At 66.6% G+C, this 18,516-nt stretch carries 27 protein-coding genes and 1 tRNA gene; 3 read left to right on the forward strand and 25 right to left on the reverse strand.

Features of this window, described 5'->3' with window-relative positions; all coding sequences use genetic code 11:
* The 8 genes from L2D01_09655 to L2D01_09690 all read right to left on the reverse strand — a co-directional run bounded on the left by L2D01_09655 (position 1) and on the right by L2D01_09690 (position 5,447).
* Entirely contained in the window at positions 1-405 is a 405-nt protein-coding gene (locus tag L2D01_09655) for a DUF6249 domain-containing protein (protein ID WBQ09160.1), read from the reverse strand.
* A gap of 47 nt (positions 406-452) precedes the next feature.
* On the reverse strand, positions 453-1,037 hold the full coding sequence (locus L2D01_09660) for an NnrU family protein (GenBank protein WBQ09161.1): 585 nt from the start codon (positions 1,035-1,037) through the stop codon (positions 453-455).
* A 146-nt stretch (positions 1,038-1,183) separates the two neighbouring features.
* Positions 1,184-1,882 carry a DKNYY domain-containing protein gene (locus L2D01_09665; GenBank protein ID WBQ09162.1) on the reverse strand — a complete coding sequence of 233 codons (699 nt, stop codon included), beginning with the start codon at positions 1,880-1,882 and terminating at the stop codon, positions 1,184-1,186.
* 75 nt (positions 1,883-1,957) lie between these two features.
* Positions 1,958-2,173 carry a SlyX family protein gene (locus tag L2D01_09670; GenBank protein ID WBQ09163.1) on the reverse strand — a complete coding sequence of 72 codons (216 nt, stop codon included), beginning with the start codon at positions 2,171-2,173 and terminating at the stop codon, positions 1,958-1,960.
* A 102-nt stretch (positions 2,174-2,275) separates the two neighbouring features.
* Positions 2,276-2,659 carry a type II toxin-antitoxin system VapC family toxin gene (locus tag L2D01_09675; protein WBQ09164.1) on the reverse strand — a complete coding sequence of 128 codons (384 nt, stop codon included), beginning with the start codon at positions 2,657-2,659 and terminating at the stop codon, positions 2,276-2,278.
* On the reverse strand, positions 2,656-2,913 hold the full coding sequence (locus L2D01_09680) for a type II toxin-antitoxin system prevent-host-death family antitoxin (GenBank protein WBQ09165.1): 258 nt from the start codon (positions 2,911-2,913) through the stop codon (positions 2,656-2,658). The genes L2D01_09675 and L2D01_09680 overlap by 4 nt, the downstream gene beginning before the upstream one ends.
* Positions 2,914-3,049: 136 nt before the next feature.
* Positions 3,050-4,987: an AsmA family protein gene (locus L2D01_09685; protein WBQ09166.1), complete on the reverse strand. Its 1,938-nt coding sequence runs from the start codon at positions 4,985-4,987 to the stop codon at positions 3,050-3,052.
* A 259-nt stretch (positions 4,988-5,246) separates the two neighbouring features.
* Positions 5,247-5,447 (reverse strand): SlyX family protein, encoded by a 201-nt coding sequence (locus L2D01_09690; protein WBQ09167.1) that lies wholly within the window; start codon positions 5,445-5,447, stop codon positions 5,247-5,249.
* 486 nt (positions 5,448-5,933) lie between these two features.
* Between L2D01_09690 and L2D01_09695 the strand changes: the two genes are divergently transcribed.
* Both L2D01_09695 and L2D01_09700 read left to right on the forward strand, forming a co-directional pair.
* A complete protein-coding gene (locus L2D01_09695; protein WBQ09168.1) occupies positions 5,934-6,176 on the forward strand; it encodes a type II toxin-antitoxin system prevent-host-death family antitoxin in 243 nt (80 codons plus the stop codon).
* Positions 6,176-6,601, forward strand: coding sequence for a type II toxin-antitoxin system VapC family toxin (locus tag L2D01_09700; protein ID WBQ09169.1), 426 nt, complete (start codon positions 6,176-6,178; stop codon positions 6,599-6,601). The genes L2D01_09695 and L2D01_09700 overlap by 1 nt, the downstream gene beginning before the upstream one ends.
* A gap of 50 nt (positions 6,602-6,651) precedes the next feature.
* On the opposite strand, the gene guaA is transcribed toward L2D01_09700, so the two are convergent.
* The 17 genes from guaA to L2D01_09785 all read right to left on the reverse strand — a co-directional run bounded on the left by guaA (position 6,652) and on the right by L2D01_09785 (position 18,325).
* Entirely contained in the window at positions 6,652-8,214 is a 1,563-nt protein-coding gene (gene guaA, locus L2D01_09705) for a glutamine-hydrolyzing GMP synthase (protein ID WBQ09170.1), read from the reverse strand.
* On the reverse strand, positions 8,204-8,509 hold the full coding sequence (locus L2D01_09710; GenBank protein WBQ09171.1) for a DUF5615 family PIN-like protein: 306 nt from the start codon (positions 8,507-8,509) through the stop codon (positions 8,204-8,206). The genes guaA and L2D01_09710 overlap by 11 nt, the downstream gene beginning before the upstream one ends.
* Before the next feature lie 43 nt (positions 8,510-8,552).
* On the reverse strand, positions 8,553-8,783 hold the full coding sequence (locus L2D01_09715; GenBank protein WBQ09172.1) for a DUF433 domain-containing protein: 231 nt from the start codon (positions 8,781-8,783) through the stop codon (positions 8,553-8,555).
* A gap of 43 nt (positions 8,784-8,826) precedes the next feature.
* Entirely contained in the window at positions 8,827-9,096 is a 270-nt protein-coding gene (locus L2D01_09720) for a DUF2442 domain-containing protein (protein WBQ09173.1), read from the reverse strand.
* A complete protein-coding gene (locus L2D01_09725) occupies positions 9,093-9,383 on the reverse strand; it encodes a DUF4160 domain-containing protein (GenBank protein WBQ09174.1) in 291 nt (96 codons plus the stop codon). Before L2D01_09725 ends, L2D01_09720 begins: the two co-directional genes overlap by 4 nt.
* 25 nt (positions 9,384-9,408) lie before the next feature.
* Positions 9,409-10,257, reverse strand: coding sequence for a hypothetical protein (locus L2D01_09730; GenBank protein ID WBQ09175.1), 849 nt, complete (start codon positions 10,255-10,257; stop codon positions 9,409-9,411).
* Positions 10,254-11,567 (reverse strand): RsmB/NOP family class I SAM-dependent RNA methyltransferase, encoded by a 1,314-nt coding sequence (locus L2D01_09735; GenBank protein WBQ09176.1) that lies wholly within the window; start codon positions 11,565-11,567, stop codon positions 10,254-10,256. Before L2D01_09735 ends, L2D01_09730 begins: the two co-directional genes overlap by 4 nt.
* Positions 11,568-11,753: 186 nt before the next feature.
* Positions 11,754-13,226 (reverse strand): IMP dehydrogenase, encoded by a 1,473-nt coding sequence (gene guaB, locus L2D01_09740; protein ID WBQ09177.1) that lies wholly within the window; start codon positions 13,224-13,226, stop codon positions 11,754-11,756.
* Positions 13,227-13,293: 67 nt separating this feature from the next.
* Positions 13,294-13,491 carry a DNA gyrase inhibitor YacG gene (gene yacG, locus L2D01_09745; GenBank protein ID WBQ09178.1) on the reverse strand — a complete coding sequence of 66 codons (198 nt, stop codon included), beginning with the start codon at positions 13,489-13,491 and terminating at the stop codon, positions 13,294-13,296.
* Positions 13,488-14,546, reverse strand: coding sequence for a ribonuclease E/G (locus L2D01_09750; GenBank protein WBQ09179.1), 1,059 nt, complete (start codon positions 14,544-14,546; stop codon positions 13,488-13,490). The genes yacG and L2D01_09750 overlap by 4 nt, the downstream gene beginning before the upstream one ends.
* Positions 14,547-14,551: 5 nt before the next feature.
* A complete protein-coding gene (locus tag L2D01_09755) occupies positions 14,552-15,130 on the reverse strand; it encodes a Maf family nucleotide pyrophosphatase (protein ID WBQ09180.1) in 579 nt (192 codons plus the stop codon).
* Positions 15,131-15,134: 4 nt separating this feature from the next.
* Complete coding sequence (gene infA, locus L2D01_09760; GenBank protein ID WBQ09181.1) at positions 15,135-15,353, reverse strand: translation initiation factor IF-1; 219 nt, start codon at positions 15,351-15,353, stop codon at positions 15,135-15,137.
* 100 nt (positions 15,354-15,453) lie between these two features.
* Positions 15,454-15,894: a hypothetical protein gene (locus L2D01_09765; protein ID WBQ09182.1), complete on the reverse strand. Its 441-nt coding sequence runs from the start codon at positions 15,892-15,894 to the stop codon at positions 15,454-15,456.
* Positions 15,891-16,364 (reverse strand): UPF0262 family protein, encoded by a 474-nt coding sequence (locus L2D01_09770; protein WBQ09183.1) that lies wholly within the window; start codon positions 16,362-16,364, stop codon positions 15,891-15,893. The genes L2D01_09765 and L2D01_09770 overlap by 4 nt, the downstream gene beginning before the upstream one ends.
* Positions 16,361-16,804, reverse strand: a complete 444-nt coding sequence (locus tag L2D01_09775) for a DUF2948 family protein (GenBank protein ID WBQ09184.1) — start codon at positions 16,802-16,804, stop codon at positions 16,361-16,363. The genes L2D01_09770 and L2D01_09775 overlap by 4 nt, the downstream gene beginning before the upstream one ends.
* Positions 16,805-18,073, reverse strand: coding sequence for a UDP-N-acetylglucosamine 1-carboxyvinyltransferase (gene murA, locus L2D01_09780; GenBank protein ID WBQ09185.1), 1,269 nt, complete (start codon positions 18,071-18,073; stop codon positions 16,805-16,807).
* Between the two features lie 84 nt (positions 18,074-18,157).
* Positions 18,158-18,325, reverse strand: coding sequence for a hypothetical protein (locus L2D01_09785; GenBank protein ID WBQ09186.1), 168 nt, complete (start codon positions 18,323-18,325; stop codon positions 18,158-18,160).
* Positions 18,326-18,431: 106 nt separating this feature from the next.
* Here L2D01_09785 and L2D01_09790 point away from each other — a divergent pair.
* A tRNA-Thr gene (locus tag L2D01_09790) sits at positions 18,432-18,506 on the forward strand.
* Positions 18,507-18,516 lie beyond the last annotated feature (10 nt).

Below are 18,516 nucleotides of genomic sequence, written 5' to 3' on the forward strand. Positions count from 1 at the left end.
TTACTGATCGTTGCCGGTGGCTTTTTTCCTGCCTATGCGCGCCAGGCCAAACCCCGTCAGCACCAGGCCGATGAAGCCTGGAAACGCGGCCACGCCGGTCAGGATGTAAAGCGGTTCCGGATCGCCGGCGTCCATCGGGACGGTATTGGTGATAACCCAGCCCAGCACGATCAGGGCGAGCGCGACGGCGATGAGGATCAGCCCCGTCTTGAGGTCGCCATTGCCTTCCTTCTTCGCGGGCACGCCCAGCGCCTTGATGGTTTCGGGATCCAGCGTCTGGCCATTGCGGATGGCCTCGCGCATGGTTTCGAGCACTTCGCGGCGGTCGCGCGATGAGAAGAAATAGACGGTCGCCACAATGAGGACGACCATGATGAACGGGGCTAGCGGGATAAGCTCTTGCATGGGTCTGCTCCTGGCCGGGCCGCCCCCGATGGGCGGCTCGTCAACAGCTAGATGCCCGGAGCGCCCGGTTCGGATGCAAGCTCGAACACCGCCACCCCGAACAGCTGCATGTGGAAGTAGGCGAACAGCGCCGCAAGCGCGGCGCCGGTGACCAGCGCGCCGATATCGGCGCTCCAGCGGCCCGGCCGGTCAAACGCGCCACCGCGCGCGTAGACGTCGATCAGAATGATAGCCGACCAGGCGAAAAAGCTCCCGAACAGCACCATCGAGGCCAGCGAGCCATTGGCCGTGAGGTGCGCACCCGCCCACAGGAATACCGCCAGCGTCATGGGATGGCGCGTGAAAGAGCGGATATGGCTGGGCAGATAGGCCGCCGCCAGCAACACCAGGCTGACTGGAATGGCGAACAGGGCAAGCGTGCGCGTCCACTCCGGCGGCGTCCACACCAGCGGCGAAGGATGGGCGAGGATGTGGCCGTAAATGACCAGCGCCAGGCCGATCGCGCTGATCACTGAATAGAAGATGGCGTAGAGCGGCTCGCTGAGAAGACGCACCAGGGGGCCGCGCAGCCCGACCACACGCGTCATGTGCACGCCCAGCAGCAGCACCAGTCCGATGATCAAGACTTCCATGATGTCGCTCCCCGCCTGTCACAACGCCCTATAGCGCCTAGAATAGACCGAGTCCGGTCCAGGGGGCGAGCTTGTGTGCAGCTAAGGTCGTGCGATGACGCGGCGGCGCAGGGCGGCGGACCACCCCGCCGTCCGGCTACCCAGGTTTATTGAAGGCAAGCCTGCGCACGCGCTCCGTTCCAGCACCCGCTTCGGTCGACGCCATAGCGCCGGCCCGGGGGCACGTGGAAACTCTGCGGGTCGGCGCCCTCCAGCCTGTACTTCAGCCAGTAAACGCCTGTGGCGTCGCGTGAATAACCTGCGCCGAGGAGCTCGAAGCTCGCGCGGTCCTGGATGGGCGCCCTGAAACTGCCGGCAAACACGCACGCCTCATCAATCGCGAAGGCGTCGATCCCATCGCCGATGACCCGCAGGCTCGGCAGGTCGCAAGCCTCGAACGGCGTCGAGCCGTAATAGGCGCGGCGATCGTCAACCGCGTAGTCATGGTCGAGCAGGCGAAAACTCGCCGGGTCAGCGCCCTCGATCCTGGTCTCGTTGAGCCACACATTGTGCTGGTCGGCGGCGAGCGAGGCGCTGCGTGCGGCAAAGCTCGGCTGGTCGACGCGCCCGACATTGCGTCCCTTATAGAAGACATGATCGCGGTCCGACGCCCAATCGTCGAAGGGTTCGACCCTGAAACTCGCCGGGTCGGCCTCGACCTCACGCTCGACCCGCTCCAGCGTCGGGAACGCACTGTTGCCGGGATAGGAGGCCCAATAGACCTCCCCCTCGCGCTCAAGATACCCGGTAGGACCACAGGCTACACACACAAGAACCGGCAACAACACCCAGACCAAACCGCGCATTCGAGACCTCGCCAGAAGTGCCCGTCGGGGACGCTGCCACCGCCAGCGCGCCGCGGCAAGCGGGTCGTGAGCGGCTCAGTCATGCGGCGGCTTCTCGCCCGTCGCCGGCGCCAGCCCCGCCTCCAGCTCGGCGATGCGGTCATCAGACTGCAGGAGCCGTGCCTTCAGCCGCTCGATATCTTTCTGCTGATGCGCCAGCGCCTCGGACAGATCATCAATCACGCGCTGCTGCTGCGCGATATGCGATTCCAGCCGGTCAAGACGGTGTTCGGTCTTGCAGGTCCAATCCATTCAGCAGGCTACGGCGCGCACAGTGGCCAAGGCGGGAAGGGGAGGCAAGCGGGCATGGGGCGAAGATCTGGCCTCGTTCCGAGCACCTTGATGGCTCGCGACCTAGATGACGGAATCGAGATCTGTGTGCGCGAAGTCGTCACCGGTGAACAGAAGCGGGACGCGCCTGTCCGACGCGAGCGCGTACGCGAAGCAGTCGACGAAATTGAGCGCCGCCGGGTGGCGGCCCTTGCCCCAGCGCTTGTAAGCCTGCGCGGCCGCATGGGCTGCGGCGGCGTTGACTGGCGCGACCTCCATGCCGAGCCCATCAATGAGGGTGCGCATCTCCTGGTCAAGTCCCCGGCGTTCGGCAACGATCATCGCCTCAGCAACGGTCGCGGCGGAGATGAGGATCGTGTCGGCGGTTTCAAGGGCATCCACAATGAGATCCGCGGCCGCTTCGTTGAGGAGGAGCGCCATCAGGGCGGACGTATCCACCGCCATCATTTCGGCAGCCCTTCGGCACCGTAAAGGAAGTCCTGACTGCGGGCCGAAGACAGCCCTTGCGACTGCGCACGCCGCGCGGACTTGCGAACCCGGGCGATCAGGTCCGCGCGGCGCTCGCGATCAACCGGCGCCCTGGCCGCCACGATGCGGGCGACGATCAGGCCATTGCGGGTGAGCACGATCTCCTCGCCGGCTTCAGCGCGGCGCACCAGATCAGTCAATCTCGCCTTGGCGTCGCTAACGGGAATGTCCATGCCGTCTCTCCGAACCAACCCGTGAATATTGGACCGTCGACTGGACCAAAGCAATACAACGCCCCTCACAGCACCGCAGGCCAAACGGCAGTCGCAACGCTGAATGCCTGCCCGGCGCAGCCAGACTGCGCAGCGCTCACGGCGCGTCTGTTTCAGCGGCATCAGCCGGGCCGACCAGACGCTCGCACACTCCACCCTCGACCGTGTCGAGCTGCACCGTGCCCAGAAGGCCGGCGAGCGGCGTCAGCAAAGCGCCCAGGGCGACGGTCGCCACGCCGCGCAGATAGGTTTCGTCATCCGGGGACACTTCCGGATTGCGGAACGTGCCGCCGACATTGATCGGTCCGCCCAGCGAACCAAGATTGGGACTGGCGTCGCGAGCCTGAATCTGAAGGTCGAACTGTTCGCCACGGAAACCGAAGGCGCCCTGGCCGTGAATCTGGCTGTCGGGCGTCACGATAATGAAGGTCGCCGTCTCGCCGATCCCGTCCGTCACCACCACGTCGGCCACACCGCACAGGGTCGCGACCGCCTCGTCGCCGGCGAAGATATAGTTCAGGAGATCCAGCCCGATCAGCTCCAAAGTGCGGCTTGAGATTCCGCCCTCGTCCAGGAGCGCCCGAATCCGGCCGTTTGACGTCGCCATCGCGTCGCGGATGGTGTCGCCGGTCCCCACCAGGCTGACATCGCCCGAGATGAGGCCCGACATGTGGTCATTGGGAATGAAATCCTGCAGCCGGATGCCCGAAAATGTCGCGTCCGCCGATGTGACGGCGTCCTCGCCACGCGCGTCGATTTCGACGCGCGATGACAGCCGCCCGCCGCGAAAGCCGAACTCCAATGGGTCCAGGCGCAGCACCCGGTTGTCCAGGGTGATCACCGTGCTGACCTCGGTCAGCGCCTCGCCCACGCCTGTCACCTCAAGCCCCTGAAGGACGAGCCGCCCGTCCACGCCTGAAATGCGCTCCACGGCCAGCGGCGCCCGCGGGAATATGCGGCCCTCGTCGCGCAGGGCTCTGGCCTGGGCGCGTTCCAGCTCGCTCTGGTTCATATCGTCCGGATCGATAGTGGGCGCGCCGATCAGCATGCCGATATCGGTGAAGTCCAGCGCCGAGGAATTGAGCGCGGCGTCCACATAGGGCCGCTCGCGGGCCGTGTCATAGTCCAGCTGTCCGGACAGATCGCTTTCGCCCACCCAGCCTTGGATATCGCGCGCCTGCCAGACATCGTCGACGCGCGCCAGATTGAGGGTGAGATCGTAAGGCGGCGTGTCGGGAACGGGAATGCCAGTGAAATCATACACGTCGCGCAGATTATCGCCGCGCAGCGCCAGGGCGCCGCGGACCTCCCGGAAACTGCCCTGGGGTCCGAGCCGGCCGTCGAATGTGAAGCGCGTGTCCCCGCCCTCGATCTCCACGCGGAAGGCGAAGCTCTCACCGGGATCACGCAGGCGCATCACGCCGTCGCCTTCACCGGAAAGGCGCAAGGCGCTGCCGCGCACTTCGCCCTCGCCTGAAATGGAGGTGCGGTCCGCGCCGCCCTGATCCTGGGCCACGACGGTGTCGAGATTGGCGCTGAATGACACATCACGCGGCGCGTTTCGGTACAGCACCTTGCTTTCATCCAGGTGCAGACGCCCGATGATGGGCATCCGCCCGCTATCGCCGTCCTCGCCGCCACGGCCGAGCCCCCAATTGTGGCGCCCCTCCCCGTCCACGGTCAGGCGCAGGCTCATCCCGGTGATCCAGGCCTCGCGCAGATTGACCGTTCCGCCCAGAAGGTCGAGCAGGACCACATCCACTTCCGCGCGCTCCAGCTCGATGAAATGCGCGTCTTCGGTCCAGGACTCATCGGCCACAGTGACGCCGGCGACCCGCACCCCCGGCACGAAATTCCACCGCCAGTCGACCTCCAGCGGCTCGCTGATCACCACCTGCCGGTCAAGCGCACGCGAGACGCGCGTCTCCACCGGACCGCGCAGCCAGTCCCAGCCCGCAATCGCGATGACGACCACAAGAACGAGGCACGCTGCGAGCACGAAAACCACACCGCCGGCCAGAATGCGTATGAGCATCACAAATCCATAAACAAGAGCGCCCCGAACCTAAGCGCGCGAACAGCCCCGCCAGTTCCGCTCAGCGTCAGGCGGACGCAGGCGGCGGTGGCAGGGATCAGGTGCTTTGGAGGAGGGAGAGACATACGGCTGGATGCGCCGCCGTGGGTGGTCCGGGGGTCGGCGGCTGCGCCGCATCCTTACGTCCAGCGGGGTGCGCCAAGGCATCCGGCTCCCTGGCTGCGGTCGCGCCAGATAAACAAGGCGCCGCCTTCAGGCGCTAATAGTGCGGCGGCTTCTCGCCCGTCGCCGGCGCCAGCCCCGCCTCGAGCTCGGCGATGCGGTCATCAGACTGCAGGAGCCGTGCTTTCAGCCGCTCGATATCTTTCTGCTGATGCGCCAGCGCCTCGGACAGATCATCAATCACGCGCTGCTGCTGCGCGATGAGCGATTCCAGCGTATCGAGGCGATCGTTTGTCATGGCGGCGAATTCCTGCAGAACCTCGGTCCGGGCGCAACCGCCGGGAACGGCCATGAGCTTTGCATCGCGCGTCCAGAGCGGCGCGTCCAGCGCTTCGGCCAGCGCCGCGTAGGCGGCGTCAGGGGCGGAATCGAGATCGGTGGGTGCGAAGTCGCTCCCGGCAGATTGTAGCGGGCAGTGTCTATCTGACGCTAGCGCTTAAGCAAAGGTGTCGCCGAAACCAAGCGCCGCGGGACGACGATCTGCCCGCTGCGCGTGGATACAATCTCCTCGCCGGACACATGTGACGGCTCACCGGATCGGTCAGTCTGGGCTACCCGTCGCTGACCGATGTTTCTATGCCTGTTCCGCGGATGTACTCGCTGGATGACGGATCGACGATGGGACCGAATCACACCTGCCGCCGCTTACCCCGCCGGTCAAAGTCATGCTGGCCTTCTTGAGATCAATCCGCTATATGACTATCTACATGGTCAGGAGCGTGTCATGAGTACGATCAGTCTGGCGGATGCCAAAGCCCACTTGAGCGAACTGGTCGATCGTATCGAAGCGGGCGATACGATTGACATCACCCGCCGCGGCAAGCCGGTTGCCCGTCTGACCGCGGTGTCGAAGCCGCGAAAGCCGGTTGACGCCGCGCTGCTCCAATCGCTGACGGCGTCGCTGCCACCTCAGTCGCGGAGCGCCGCCGACTTCGTCCGGTCCATGCGCGATGATGATCGCTACTGATGCTCTATATCGACACGTCGCTGATCGTGGCGGCGCTTTCCAATGAAGCGCTGACGCCGCGGGCTCAGGCCTGGCTGGCGGAACAGAACCCGGCTCAACTCCTGATCAGCGACTGGACCATCACCGAGATGTCATCGGCCATGGCGATCAAGCTGCGAACCGGACAGATCAGCCTGGAGCAGCGCGCGGCGTCCCTTGCGGTGTTCAACGAGCTGGTCGCCGAGAGCTTCACGGTGCTGGGCGTGACGGGCGGGCAATTCCGCGCAGCGGCGAAGTTCGCCGATCAGCATGCATATGGACTGCGCGCGGGAGACGCGCTGCATCTCGCTATCGCGTCGGAGCATGGCGCCACAGTGCATACGTGCGACCAACGCCTCGCCGGCGCGGGACCCGCGCTTGGCGTGCCCGTGCACCTGCTGGCGTGATCCGGATCGCTTCAGGCGAGCGGGGCCAGACTCCCTAATCCCCTACTCCCCTACTCCCACTCAATCGTCCCCGGCGGTTTGCTGGTCACGTCATAGACCACGCGGTTCACGCCGCGCACTTCGTTGATGAGGCGCGTCGCCGTGCGGCCGAGGAAGTCGTGGTCGAAGGGGAAATAGTCCGCCGTCATGCCGTCGGTTGAGGTGACGGCGCGCAGGGCCAGCACATTGTCATAGGTGCGCGCATCGCCCATCACGCCCACGGTCTGGACCGGGAGCAGCACGGCGAAGGCCTGCCAGATGGAATCGTAGAGGCCGGCCTTGCGGATTTCCTCGATATAGATGGCGTCGGCCTTGCGCAGGATGTCGGCCTTGTCGCGGGTCACCTCGCCGGGGATGCGGATGGCCAGGCCCGGCCCCGGGAAGGGGTGGCGCCCGATAAAGCTTTCGGGCAGGCCGAGCTCGCGGCCCAGCGCCCTCACCTCGTCCTTGAACAATTCGCGCAGCGGCTCGACCAGCTTCATATTCATGCGCTCGGGCAGTCCGCCCACATTGTGGTGGGACTTGATGGTGACGCTGGGGCCGCCATCAAACGACACGCTTTCGATCACGTCAGGATAGAGCGTGCCCTGGGCGAGGAAGTCTGCGCCGCCGGCCAGCTTCGCCTTCTCCTCGAACACGTCGATGAACAGCTTGCCGATGGTCTTGCGCTTGGTTTCCGGATCGCTGACCCCCGCCAGAGCGGACAGGAAGCGCTCTTCCTCGTCGGCGGCCACCAGCGGGATATTGTAGTGCTCGCGAAACAGGGTGACGACCTGATCGGCCTCGCCCGCGCGCATGAGGCCGGTATCCACGAACACGCAGGTCAGCTGATCGCCGATAGCCTCGTGGATCAGCACGGCGGCGACCGAGCTGTCCACGCCGCCCGAGAGGCCGCAAATCACCTTGCCCGAGCCCACCTGGGCGCGGATTTTGGCGATGGCCTCGTCCTTGAACGCGGCCATGGTCCAGTCGCCCTTCATCCCGGCAATGCGGTGGGTGAAATTGCGCAGGATCAGCGCGCCGCGCGGCGTGTTGGCCACCTCCGGGTGGAATTGCACGCCGTAGAAACGCCGGGCCTCGTCGGCGATCGCGGCGAACGGCGCGTGGGTGGTGGCGGCGATGGGGTGGAAGCCCTGCGGGATCGCGTTCACGCGGTCGCCATGGCTCATCCACACGCGCTCCAGATGCCCGGCGCCGCCCAGGCCCTCGAACAGCGGGCTCTCGGCCGTGATCTCGATATCGGCGCGGCCGAACTCGCGCTCGTCGGCGGCCTCCACGCTGCCGCCGAGCTGCGCGCACATGGTCTGCTCGCCATAGCAGATGCCCAGCACCGGCACGCCCAGCTCGAACACACCTTGCGTGGCGCGCGGCGTACCCTCGCCATGGACGCTCGCCGGCCCGCCCGACAGGATGATGGCCCTGGGCGCGTAGGCGGCCAGGAAGGCGTCATCCACCCGGTTGAACGGATGCACCTCACAATACACCCCGCTCTCGCGCAGGCGCCGCGCGATGAGCTGGGTCACCTGGCTGCCGAAATCGATGATGAGGGCGCGTTCGTGATTTTCAATTGTCATCGGCGCTGGTCTCCACAAGCCGCTCACCCTCGTCAAGCAGATTGAGCGCGATTCCCAGCTTGGATGTCAGAATGTCCTGCAATCTGGAACGGCTTGTATTGCCAAAGGTCAGCCAGATGACCCGTGGGGGCGGCCCGTACCGCTCCAGCAGCCGGGGAAAATCAGCGTCCTTGGTAACGATTACGGCGTCAGACTGTCTGGCCTTGGCGAACGCCTCCTCATCCGTCGCGAACCGCAGCCCTGCGCGGTCAAATGACTGTGCCTGCATATCGAAACGTTCGATCAGCCAAGGCACCAGTGCGGGCGGCAGGTGGGCGTCCGGCCAGAGCTCTGCCCGCCTATTCGGCGGCATTGATCACAGGATGATCAAGGCGGCGCGCCGCATACGCAATTGCGGCCCGGATGTCATCGCGCTCCAGATAGGGCAGCTCGACCAGCACCTCATCATAACCCAGCCCGGCTTCCAGCAGGTCGAGCACGTCACGCACGCGCACCCTCATCCCCCGGATACAGGGCCGCCCGCCGCATTGGGCGGGGTCGGTGGTGATGCGGTCCAGAAGCGTGTTCATAGTCCGAGAATAACTCGCGGGAAGCACTGGCGGCAAGCGCAGCTCAGGCGGCCTGACCCGCCGGCTTGAGCAGGCCTTGCGCGTCCATGTCGCGGTGCAGCGCCCAGGGCGCCAGATCAAACCCGTTGGGCCAGGTCGGCGCGCCGTCCTCCAGGAACACGCGCGCGAAATACGCCGGATCGCGCAAAGGCAGGACCATCGCGCCGGGCCGGGCGATGAGGGCCGACAGGTCCAGCTCACCGGCCTGACCGTCCGAGAAGGTCAGGTGCAACGAGGCCGGGCCAGTGGGCTTCATGTGAATGAGCTTGATCATTCCAGACCTTCAATGCGCTCCAGCGGCTCCAGACGTTCAGCGCGCCGCCAGTTTTCCAGTATAGCATCCCGGCGCATATCCATCCATTCAGCAACCAGCCTGCGGGCGCGCGGCGGCAAACTGCCTTCGAGCAAAGCGCCATCGGCAATAGCGATCAACGCCTCATGCCCTTGATAGACCACATGGATATGCGGCGGCGGATGATCACCGAAATACATGCGGATGGTAATGCCGAAAAAGACTGAAACTATCGGCATGCCTGCTACCCCGCCCGCTCCCGTCCACACACGGAAAATCCGTCGGTTCCGGCCATCAGTTTGCCAGCAACCACTCAAGCCCTCGCGTGAAGCCAATCGGGAATGTGGTCTCGTGCCGGGCACCCTCGATTATCTCACTTCGGATGACCAGCGAGGGATAGGCCCGCCCCTCGAGCGTGGAAGCGAACCTCACCTGATCACCTGCCAGGTCGTGACGGGTGGAGTCCCCCGGGACTTCGCGCGCTCCAGTCGCAAAATAGACCCTGGCTGGAAGATCGGAGTGATTGGCAGCGTAATCGGCCTCCAGCGCGAAGATCGACCCGTCATTGAACCAGAGAGACGGGCTGGTCAGAATATAGCCGGAAAACAACCCGGGCCTCGCGAAAAGCATCCACGCTCCGAACGAACCGCCCAAGGACTGGCCGGAAAGGATGCGGCGCGCCGGATCAGCATTATACCGCGCCTCTACCTGGGCAATGATGCCGGTTTCGAGAAAATCGGCATAGGCTGGTGCCCCACCGGTCTGCAGGCGCCATCCGGCATCGTGCGCATGGGTAAGATCACGCACCCTGCTGTCCATGCCGTTCTCATTGCGAGCATGGGAAATGCCGACGATGATTGCACTTTCCATAACGCCCGCATTCATGGGCAGGTGGGCGACCCCTACCGCCACGGGAAAGGTATAAGGACCGTCATTGAGATAGACGACCGGATACCCTTCCGCGCGCGCCTCTTCATAACCCAGCGGGATACGCACATAGATGTCATACTCCCGCCCGGATTGGCTGTCTGTGACAGGCCATACCGCGCTGCGGGAAATCTCGTACTGAACCGTTTGCCCCTCGGCCCCCGGAACGCTCCACAGAACGGACAGGCAAAACAGGCTGATCAGTCGGAATATCACCCCTCCCGCTCCATCACGCACACATAAAACCCGTCCGTGCCGGTGCGCGCCGGGGTGAGTTGCAGGGCGCCATGCTCCCCGGCGCAGGCGGACAGCGTCAGCGCGCCCTCTTCGGTGAGCTGGCCCGAGGCCGTCAGGGCATCCATCACCGGCACGGCGCGGAAGGCTGTGTTGGCGGCCAGGAACGCGTTGATCCGGTCGCCGTTCTCTTCGGGCAGGACCGAGCAGGTGACATAGATCATGCGCCCGCCGGCCTTCACGTATTTGGCGGCCTTGGCCAGCACTTCGTCCTGCTGCTTGATGCGGGTGGCGAGCGCGCGCTCTTTCAGGCGCCATTTGGTGTCCGGGCGCCGGCGCCAGGTGCCCGACCCCGTGCAGGGCGCGTCGATGAAAACCAGATCCATCCGGTCTTCCAGATCGCACAGCGCCTCGCCTTCCTTGCCGGTGCGCACCTGGACATTGCGCACCCCGGCGCGCTCCAGACGCGGCCAGATGGCGCGCAGGCGCCGCCAGTCATAATCCCAGGCATAGAGCTGGCCTGAATTGTTCATGAGCGCGGCCAGAGCCAGCGTCTTGCCCCCGGCCCCGGCGCAGAAATCCAGCGCCTGCAGCCCGTCCAGCGGCGCGGCGGCGAGCGCGGCGATCTGGCTGCCCAGATCCTGCACCTCGACCCAACCCTTGCCATAGGCGGGGATGGAATCGGCCGGCGGCGCCTTGGCGCGCGGATCGGCCGCCGCGATGCGGATGGCGCTGGTGACCAGGTCAGACGGATCGCAATTGATCTGCGCGCGCACCGCCGAGATCGCCTTCTCCGCATCGGTCTTCAGCGTGTTCACGCGCAGATCCACCGGCGCGCGAGAGGCCATGCCCGCGCCCTCGACCACCGCATCGCCGCCAAAGCCGCGCACAAAGCTGGCTTCCAGCCAGTCCGGGATTTCGGCGCGCGCCCACAGCGGCGCATCGTCCGGCAGGGCGGCGGTCATCCCGGCGCGCTCGGCGTCGGTCAGCGGCGGGGGGGCATGCTCGTCGCAGTCGAGGATCGCCGCCACCGCGTCGGGCCCCGTCTCCCACTCATGGGCCAGCGTGGCCAGCACCATGGCGCGCGGCGTGTCCTCGCCCATGCGCACGCCGTGCGAGGCCCGCTTGCGCATGGCGTCCAGCACCAGGCCGGAAATCCACGCCCGGTCGCCCGACCCGGCATAGCGATTGGCCTTGCCCCAGTCGCGCAGGGCGTCCTTAACCGGCTGATGCCGGTTCAGAACGGTGTCGAGCACCTCGATGGCGGCGGCAATACGGCCGGCTTCACGCATGGGTTTTCTTTCGTCTGGAGGCGGAAATAGCGCGACGACTATCTCCCCCCGCTTGCGGGGGGAGTGCCGCGTAGCGGCGAGGGGGGGGAAGCGGCAGAGCGATCATCCTCAGAATTTGAAGATGCGGCCTCCCCCCTCCGGTCCTTCGGACCACCTCCCCCGCAAGCGGGGGAGGAAAAGGCGCCCTCACCCCGGCGTGGGATAATTCGGCGCTTCGCGGGTGATGGTCACGTCGTGGACATGGCTTTCGCGCAAGCCCGCATTGGTGATGCGCACGAACTGCGCCTTGGCCTGAAACTCTTCCACGGTCTTGGCGCCGGTATAGCCCATGGCCGCACGCAGGCCGCCCACCATCTGGTGCAGGATCGGGCCGACGGGGCCTTTGTAGGGGACCTGGCCTTCAATGCCTTCGGGCACCAGCTTCATGGCGTCAGTGACTTCCTTCTGGAAATACCGGTCGGCCGAGCCGCGCGCCATGGCGCCCACACTGCCCATGCCGCGATAGGATTTGTAGGACCGGCCCTTGAACAGGAACACCTCGCCGGGCGCCTCTTCGGTGCCGGCCAGCATGGAGCCCATCATCACGCAGTCGGCGCCCGCGGCGATGGCCTTGGCCAGATCGCCGGAATACTTGATGCCGCCATCGGCGATGATCGCGCCGTCAAAGCCCTCGCGGGCCCGGGCGGCGTCCATGATGGCGGTCAGCTGGGGCACGCCCACACCGGCCACAATGCGCGTGGTGCAGATCGAGCCGGGCCCGATGCCCACTTTCACGCTGTCCGCCCCGGCGTCGAACAGAGCGCGCGCGCCGTCATAGGTGGCGATATTGCCCGCCATCACCTGGGCCTTGTTGGAGGCGGCCTTGATCCGGCGCACCTGCTCGATGACGCTGGCCGACATGCCATGCGCCGTGTCGATGACCAGCACGTCCACGCCGGCGTCCAGCAGCGCCTGCGCGCGCTCAAACCCGGCATCGCCCACCGTGGTCGCGGCGGCGACGCGCAGGCGGCCATGCTCGTCCTTGGCGGCGTTGGGATGGGCTTGCGCCTTCTCCATGTCCTTGACGGTCATCAGCCCGACGCAATGCCCCGCCGCGTCCACCACCAGCAGGCGCTCGATGCGGTGCTTGTGCAAAAGGCGGCGCGCCTCGGCCTGGTCGACGCCGGGCTTCACGGTGACGAGGTTCTCGCGCGTCATCATGGAGGCGACGCTGGCGTTCATGTCGTCGGCAAAGCGCACATCGCGATTGGTGATGATGCCGATGAGCTTGCCATTGGGACCGCCGCCGGCCTCCACCACCGGGATGCCGGAAATGCGATGACGGTCCATCAAGGCGCGCAAATCGGCCAGCGTCGCGTCCGGCGTGATGGTGATCGGGTTGACCACCATGCCGCTTTCAAAGCGCTTGACCCGGCGGACCTCCTCGGCCTGCTCGGCGTCGGTCAGATTGCGGTGGATAACACCCATGCCGCCAGCTTGCGCCATGGCGATGGCGAGGCCCGCTTCGGTCACCGTATCCATGGCGGCCGACAGGATCGGAATGTTCAGCGGGATGGTCGCAGTGGCGCGTGTGCGCACATCGGCCTGGGCGGGCAAAACCTCGGACGCGCCGGGCTGCAAGAGCACGTCGTCAAAGGTGAGCCCCTCGCGAATCTGCATGGGGAGGCCTCCTTCTCTCTTGCGGGGCCGACTTAGCAGGTCTTGCCAAAAGGGCAAGGGCACCGGCTCAATCGCGCTCAGTCCCGCCATCGTCTGACGGCGGCAAATCAGCCGGATCCACCGGCTCGCCCGGGACCGCGTAGGCGCCGGAGAACCAGCGGCCGAGATCCGCGTCCGCGCAGCGGCGCGAGCAGAAGGGGCGATAGTCCTGCACTACCGCCCGCCCGCAAATCGGGCAGCCGGTCTTGTGACGGCGCGCTGTCATGAGGCATGCGCCGCAAACGCGCGCGGTCCCGTCACTGTGTCCAGCTCCAGCGTGAAGCGTTCGCCCAGGCGCGCCTTCATCGCCTTGCGCCAGCCAATAGGGTCCGCGTCGAGCCAGGCGTGAACCTCACTCCCCGCGCGCAAGATGATCTGACGCGCCGCGCGATTGGCTGCGCCCTCGCGCTCCAGCGCGCGAAGGGCAGCCAGCGCCGCCGTCTCCACCGTCTCCACGCCGAACCGTTCCCAGCAGATCTCGTGCAGGCCGCGCCCGATGCGCTGGCGGGCCAGCTCGACAATGGCAAAGCGCGAGGCCGGGGCGATGTCCACTTTTGCCGGATCATTCCTGAATGCGCCGCGGATCGCCTGGTCCAGCGCCGCCTGGTCGGCGCGCTTTTTCAGCGGCAGGAAGTCAATCGCCACCACCCCGCCAATACCGCGCAGGCGAATCTGACGCGCCGCTTCGCGCGCGGCGCTCTTGTTAAGCTCAATGGCGAGCTTGCCCGCCCCGCCCGGGGTACTGCGCGCGCCAGCATCCACGTCGATGGCAGTCAGCGCCGTGACCGGCTCGATCACCAGCTTCCCGCCGCCGGGCAGCGGGACCACCGGGTCCAGCGCATCCTCGAACAGGGCGCCTAGATCAATCTCGGCTTCCTTGGGCGTGCGCACCGGCGCGTCGAACATCATGGACAGGCGCTCGGCCAGCGGGGGCGACGGCACGACCACCTGGGGCGCATCGCCGGGTTCAACCTCGAACAGGGCGAGCGTCGGACCCTTTTCCTGAAATGCCTCGCGCTGGATCTGCACGCCCAGCGCCGCGCCTTCGTGCAGACCGTCAGGACGCCCCGCCTTGCCAAACGGCAGGAAGCCCGCCGGGCCGCGCCCCAGCTCGCAAAAGGCGCCGTTCAGCCCGTTATCCACCTTGGTGACGCGGGCGCGATAGACCTCGCCGCGGATGGCGCGCTTGCCGCGCTCGCTCCAGCGTTCGAGATGCAGCTCCACAGCCCGCTCGCCGTCGAGCACCGCTGCGCGGGTCTCCCCCACATGATCAAACGCCACGATCCTCAAAACGCATACCCCAGTCCGGTGAGCAGTTGGCGGGTCTCATAGACCGGCAGACCCATGACGCCGGTATAGGAGCCGGTGAGCGCGATGACAAAGGCCCCGGCCCGGCCCTGAATGCCGTATCCGCCCGCCTTGCCTTCCCACTCCCCGCTATCGAGATAGCCGGCGATTTCAGGTTCGCTCAATGGCTTCATCTTAAGGCGCGTCTCCGACACCCGGCTGGCGGTCTTGCCGTCCGGTGCGCGCACGGCGACGCCTGTGAAGACCCGGTGATTGCGCCCCGACAATAGCCGCAGGCAGGTCTCGGCTTCGGCGCGGGTTTCGGTCTTGGGCAGGATGCGCCGCCCGACCGCCACCACCGTATCGCTGGCCAGCACGTAGCAGCCGGGATGATCGCTGGCGGCGAGCTTGCCTTGCGCCAGACGCAGAGCCAGCGCCCGCGGCAATTCGCCGGGGCGCGCGCTTTCATCGATATCGGCAGGGGCGATCCGGTCGGGCGCGGCGCCGATCTGCGCCAGCAAGTCCCTCCGGCGCGGCGAGGCGCTCGCCAGCACCAGGGGCGCGCGCGCGGCGGTCACCGGCTTACTTGAAGCGATAGGTGATGCGCCCTTTGGTCAGGTCATAGGGCGTCATCTCGACGAGCACCTTGTCGCCCGCCAGCACACGGATGCGGTTCTTGCGCATCTTGCCTGCGGTGTGCGCGATGATCTCGTGTTCGTTTTCGAGACGGACCTTGAAGGTCGCGTTCGGCAGGAGTTCGACGACCTCGCCGGGAAACTCGAGCAATTCTTCCTTCGCCATGCGGCTCCTCTTGATCGTTGCGCCGGACCTGAAAAAATCCCGTCGCGCGCCGGGGCGCTATATAGTCCCCTATGACAGGCTACGTCGAGCCTGCAGCACTCTAGCTGTGATCAGCGCCCCATTGCGCCACCCGCGCCGCGATGGCGTCACGCGCGCCGCGATAGGCGTCAAGCCGCTGCTCACGCTGGCCTTCGACCCGCGCCGGATCGGCGATGGGCCAGAACTCATAGGCCGCCCCGCGCCGCTCTGCAAAGGCCGATGCGGCGTGATTGGCCTCGTGAGCCAGGCACACCACCAGTTCCACCGGCGTGTCGGCGGTAGCCTCCATATCGCGGCATTCAAAGGCGGTGAGGTCGAGCTCCAGCTCGCCCATCACATGGATCATGAAACCGTCCGGCCAGGGCGCCGGTTCCAGACCGCATGAGCTGGCGGGCGCCCCGGCGCCGAATCGCCGCCGCCAGAACGTCTCAGCCATGGGCGAGCGCACGGCGTTGCGCGCACACACGAACACCACAGCCGGCGCGCGGTCTGAAACGCTCACGCGCTTCTCCGGTGCAGGGCGCAGATCAGGGTGAACAGGCGCCGGGCGGTGTCGAAATCCACGTCGATCTTGCCCGCCAGCCGCTCGCGCAGCAGCGTGGAACCTTCATTGTGCACACCGCGCCGGCCCATATCGATGGCCTCGATCTGGCCCAGCGGCGCATCGCGCACGGCGGCGTAATAGCTGTCGCACATCAAAAAATAGTCTTTAAGGATGCGCCGCAGCGGCCCGAGCGAGAACACGAAAACGCGCACCGGCGCGCCGCTTTCCGATTTTACATCAAACACCAGGCGCTGATCCTCGATGGCCAGGCGCAGGGCGTAGGGGCCGTGTTCGGACCCGGCGGGCTCGAAGACATTGGCCTCCAGCAGGTCGGCGATCGCCACCCGGCGCTCGTGCTCGACCGCCTCTTCGGCCTTGCCGATGGAGGCCTGGTCCAGCTCCACCGCAATCAGCCTGTGCTCGCTCATGTCCGGGCCTCACGATGTTCCGGGCGGCGCGCCGCCGCCCACGGCGCCGACACGTCGGCCAGCGTCACGTCAATGCACTCCACACTCAGGCGCAGGGCCCCGCCGCCGGCAAAGGTCAGCAGCAAGACCCCGCCCGGCGCCTCGCCCGGCTCGAACGTCATGGCCAGAAGGCTGACCACGGCGTCCGGGGCGCCCTGTTTCAGGCGCTGGGAGCTGGCCTCGAGCACCGAGCTGATCTGCAGCGCCGCGCGCACGCGCTCGCCGCGGCGGCTTTTCCCCGCCTCCCAGCGGAAGCGGTTGAGCGTAATGGTGAAGCGGCGGGCCCTGGGCTCGTAGACGAAATCGCCCAGCTGCCCGGCGGCGTCCTGCAGCGCCGCCGACAGGATCGGCAGATCGTCTTGGCTCTCGGCGATCAGGCGCAGGGGACGGTCGGCGGACATTCAGACGGACTCCTCAGGGCGGCGCTCGATATCGGCGCCGCAGGCTGACAGTTTTTCCTCAAGCCGCTCGAACCCGCGGTCGAGGTGATAGATGCGGCTGACGCTCGTCTCACCTTCCGCCGCGAGACCGGCGATGACAAGGCTGACAGACGCCCGCAGATCGGTGGCCATCACCGGCGCGCCCTTCAGGCGGACCGGACCGCGCACGATGGCCTCATTGCCGCGCACATCAATGCGCGCGCCCAGGCGCGTCAGCTCGGGCGCATGCATGAAGCGGTTCTCGAAAATCGTCTCGCGGATGACGCTGGCGCCGTCGGCGAGCGTCATCAGCGCCATGAACTGCGCCTGCAAATCGGTGGGGAAGCCCGGAAACGGCTCGGTCTGGATGTCCACGGCGCGAATCGGCCCGCTGCGCGCGATGTCCACATAATCCGCGCCACTCGTGATCTCCGCCCCGGCACGGCGCAGCACGTCCCACAGGGCACGATTATGGTCGGGTTCCGCGCCCTCCAGCCGCACCTGGCCGCCGGCGGCCGCCACGGCGATGGCGTAGGTGCCGGTCTCCACCCGGTCGGGCGTGACGGTCCAGTGCGCCTCATGGAGCCGGTCCACGCCATCAATTGTAATCGTGTCGGTCCCGGCGCCGGACACGCGCGCACCCATGGCGTTGAGGCAATGGGCCAGATCGGCGATCTCGGGCTCGCGCGCGCAGTGCTCCAGCACGCTCTGCCCCCTGGCCAGCACGGCGGCCAGCATGGCGTGCTCGGTGGCGCCCACCGACACCATCGGGAACACGATGCGATTGCCCGTCAGGCCGCGCGGCGCGCGCGCGATCACATAGCCTTCGGACAGCTCGATATCGGCGCCCAGCGCTTCCAGCGCCATCAGGTGCAGATTGACCGGGCGCGCACCGATGGCGCACCCGCCGGGCAAAGACACCCGCGCCCGCCCCTCGCGGGCGATCAGCGGTCCCAGCACGTTGAAGCTCGCGCGCATCTTGCGCACCAGATCATAAGGCGCTTCCGGTTCAGCCAGGTCTTTGGCGTGCAGGCGCATGCGCCCGCCGCCCTGATCCTCGACCTGCACGCCGAGCCGGGCGAGCAGCTGACCCAGAAAGCGCACATCGGCGAGCGCCGGCACGCGCGACAGGGTCAGCGGGGCATCGGACAACAGCGAGGCGGCCATCAGCTTCAGGGCCGAATTCTTCGCGCCGGAGATGGTGATGGCCCCGTTGAGAGGGCGTCCGCCGCGAATGAGGATCCGGTCCATGCCTGTGTGTCCGCCTTGCCTGAAATGATGAGGGCCATGTGAGCGGCCGCAGGTGTGGATACAAGAGGTGAGCGCGCAGCTGCGTCAGCCGGTATCCGCCTCGCCGCTGTCCGTCCCGGGCCCATCTGCGGCCCCGCGCGGCGCCTTGCGGCGCTTCAGATTGGCGCGCAAAGCCTCGGCCAGGCGGGCCTCGCGGGCTGCGGCGTCAGGCGCGGACGCGCCCAGCTTGGGATCGGGAGTGGACCGGGTCATGTTTTGTGGAATGGCGCCGCCTGCGTCTGGGGTCAAGCCCGGCCTTGGCGGGGGGAAAACTATGCGCTATAGCGCGCTCCTCCGCTGATCGGCGGACGTCTGGCGCGCTGCCGTAGCTCAGGGGTAGAGCACTCCCTTGGTAAGGGAGAGGTCGAGAGTTCGAATCTCTCCGGCAGCACCAGCCAAAGCCG

It is taken from the genome of Hyphomonadaceae bacterium ML37 (assembly GCA_027627685.1).
In the GTDB taxonomy this organism is placed as follows: Bacteria; Pseudomonadota; Alphaproteobacteria; order Caulobacterales; family Maricaulaceae; genus Oceanicaulis.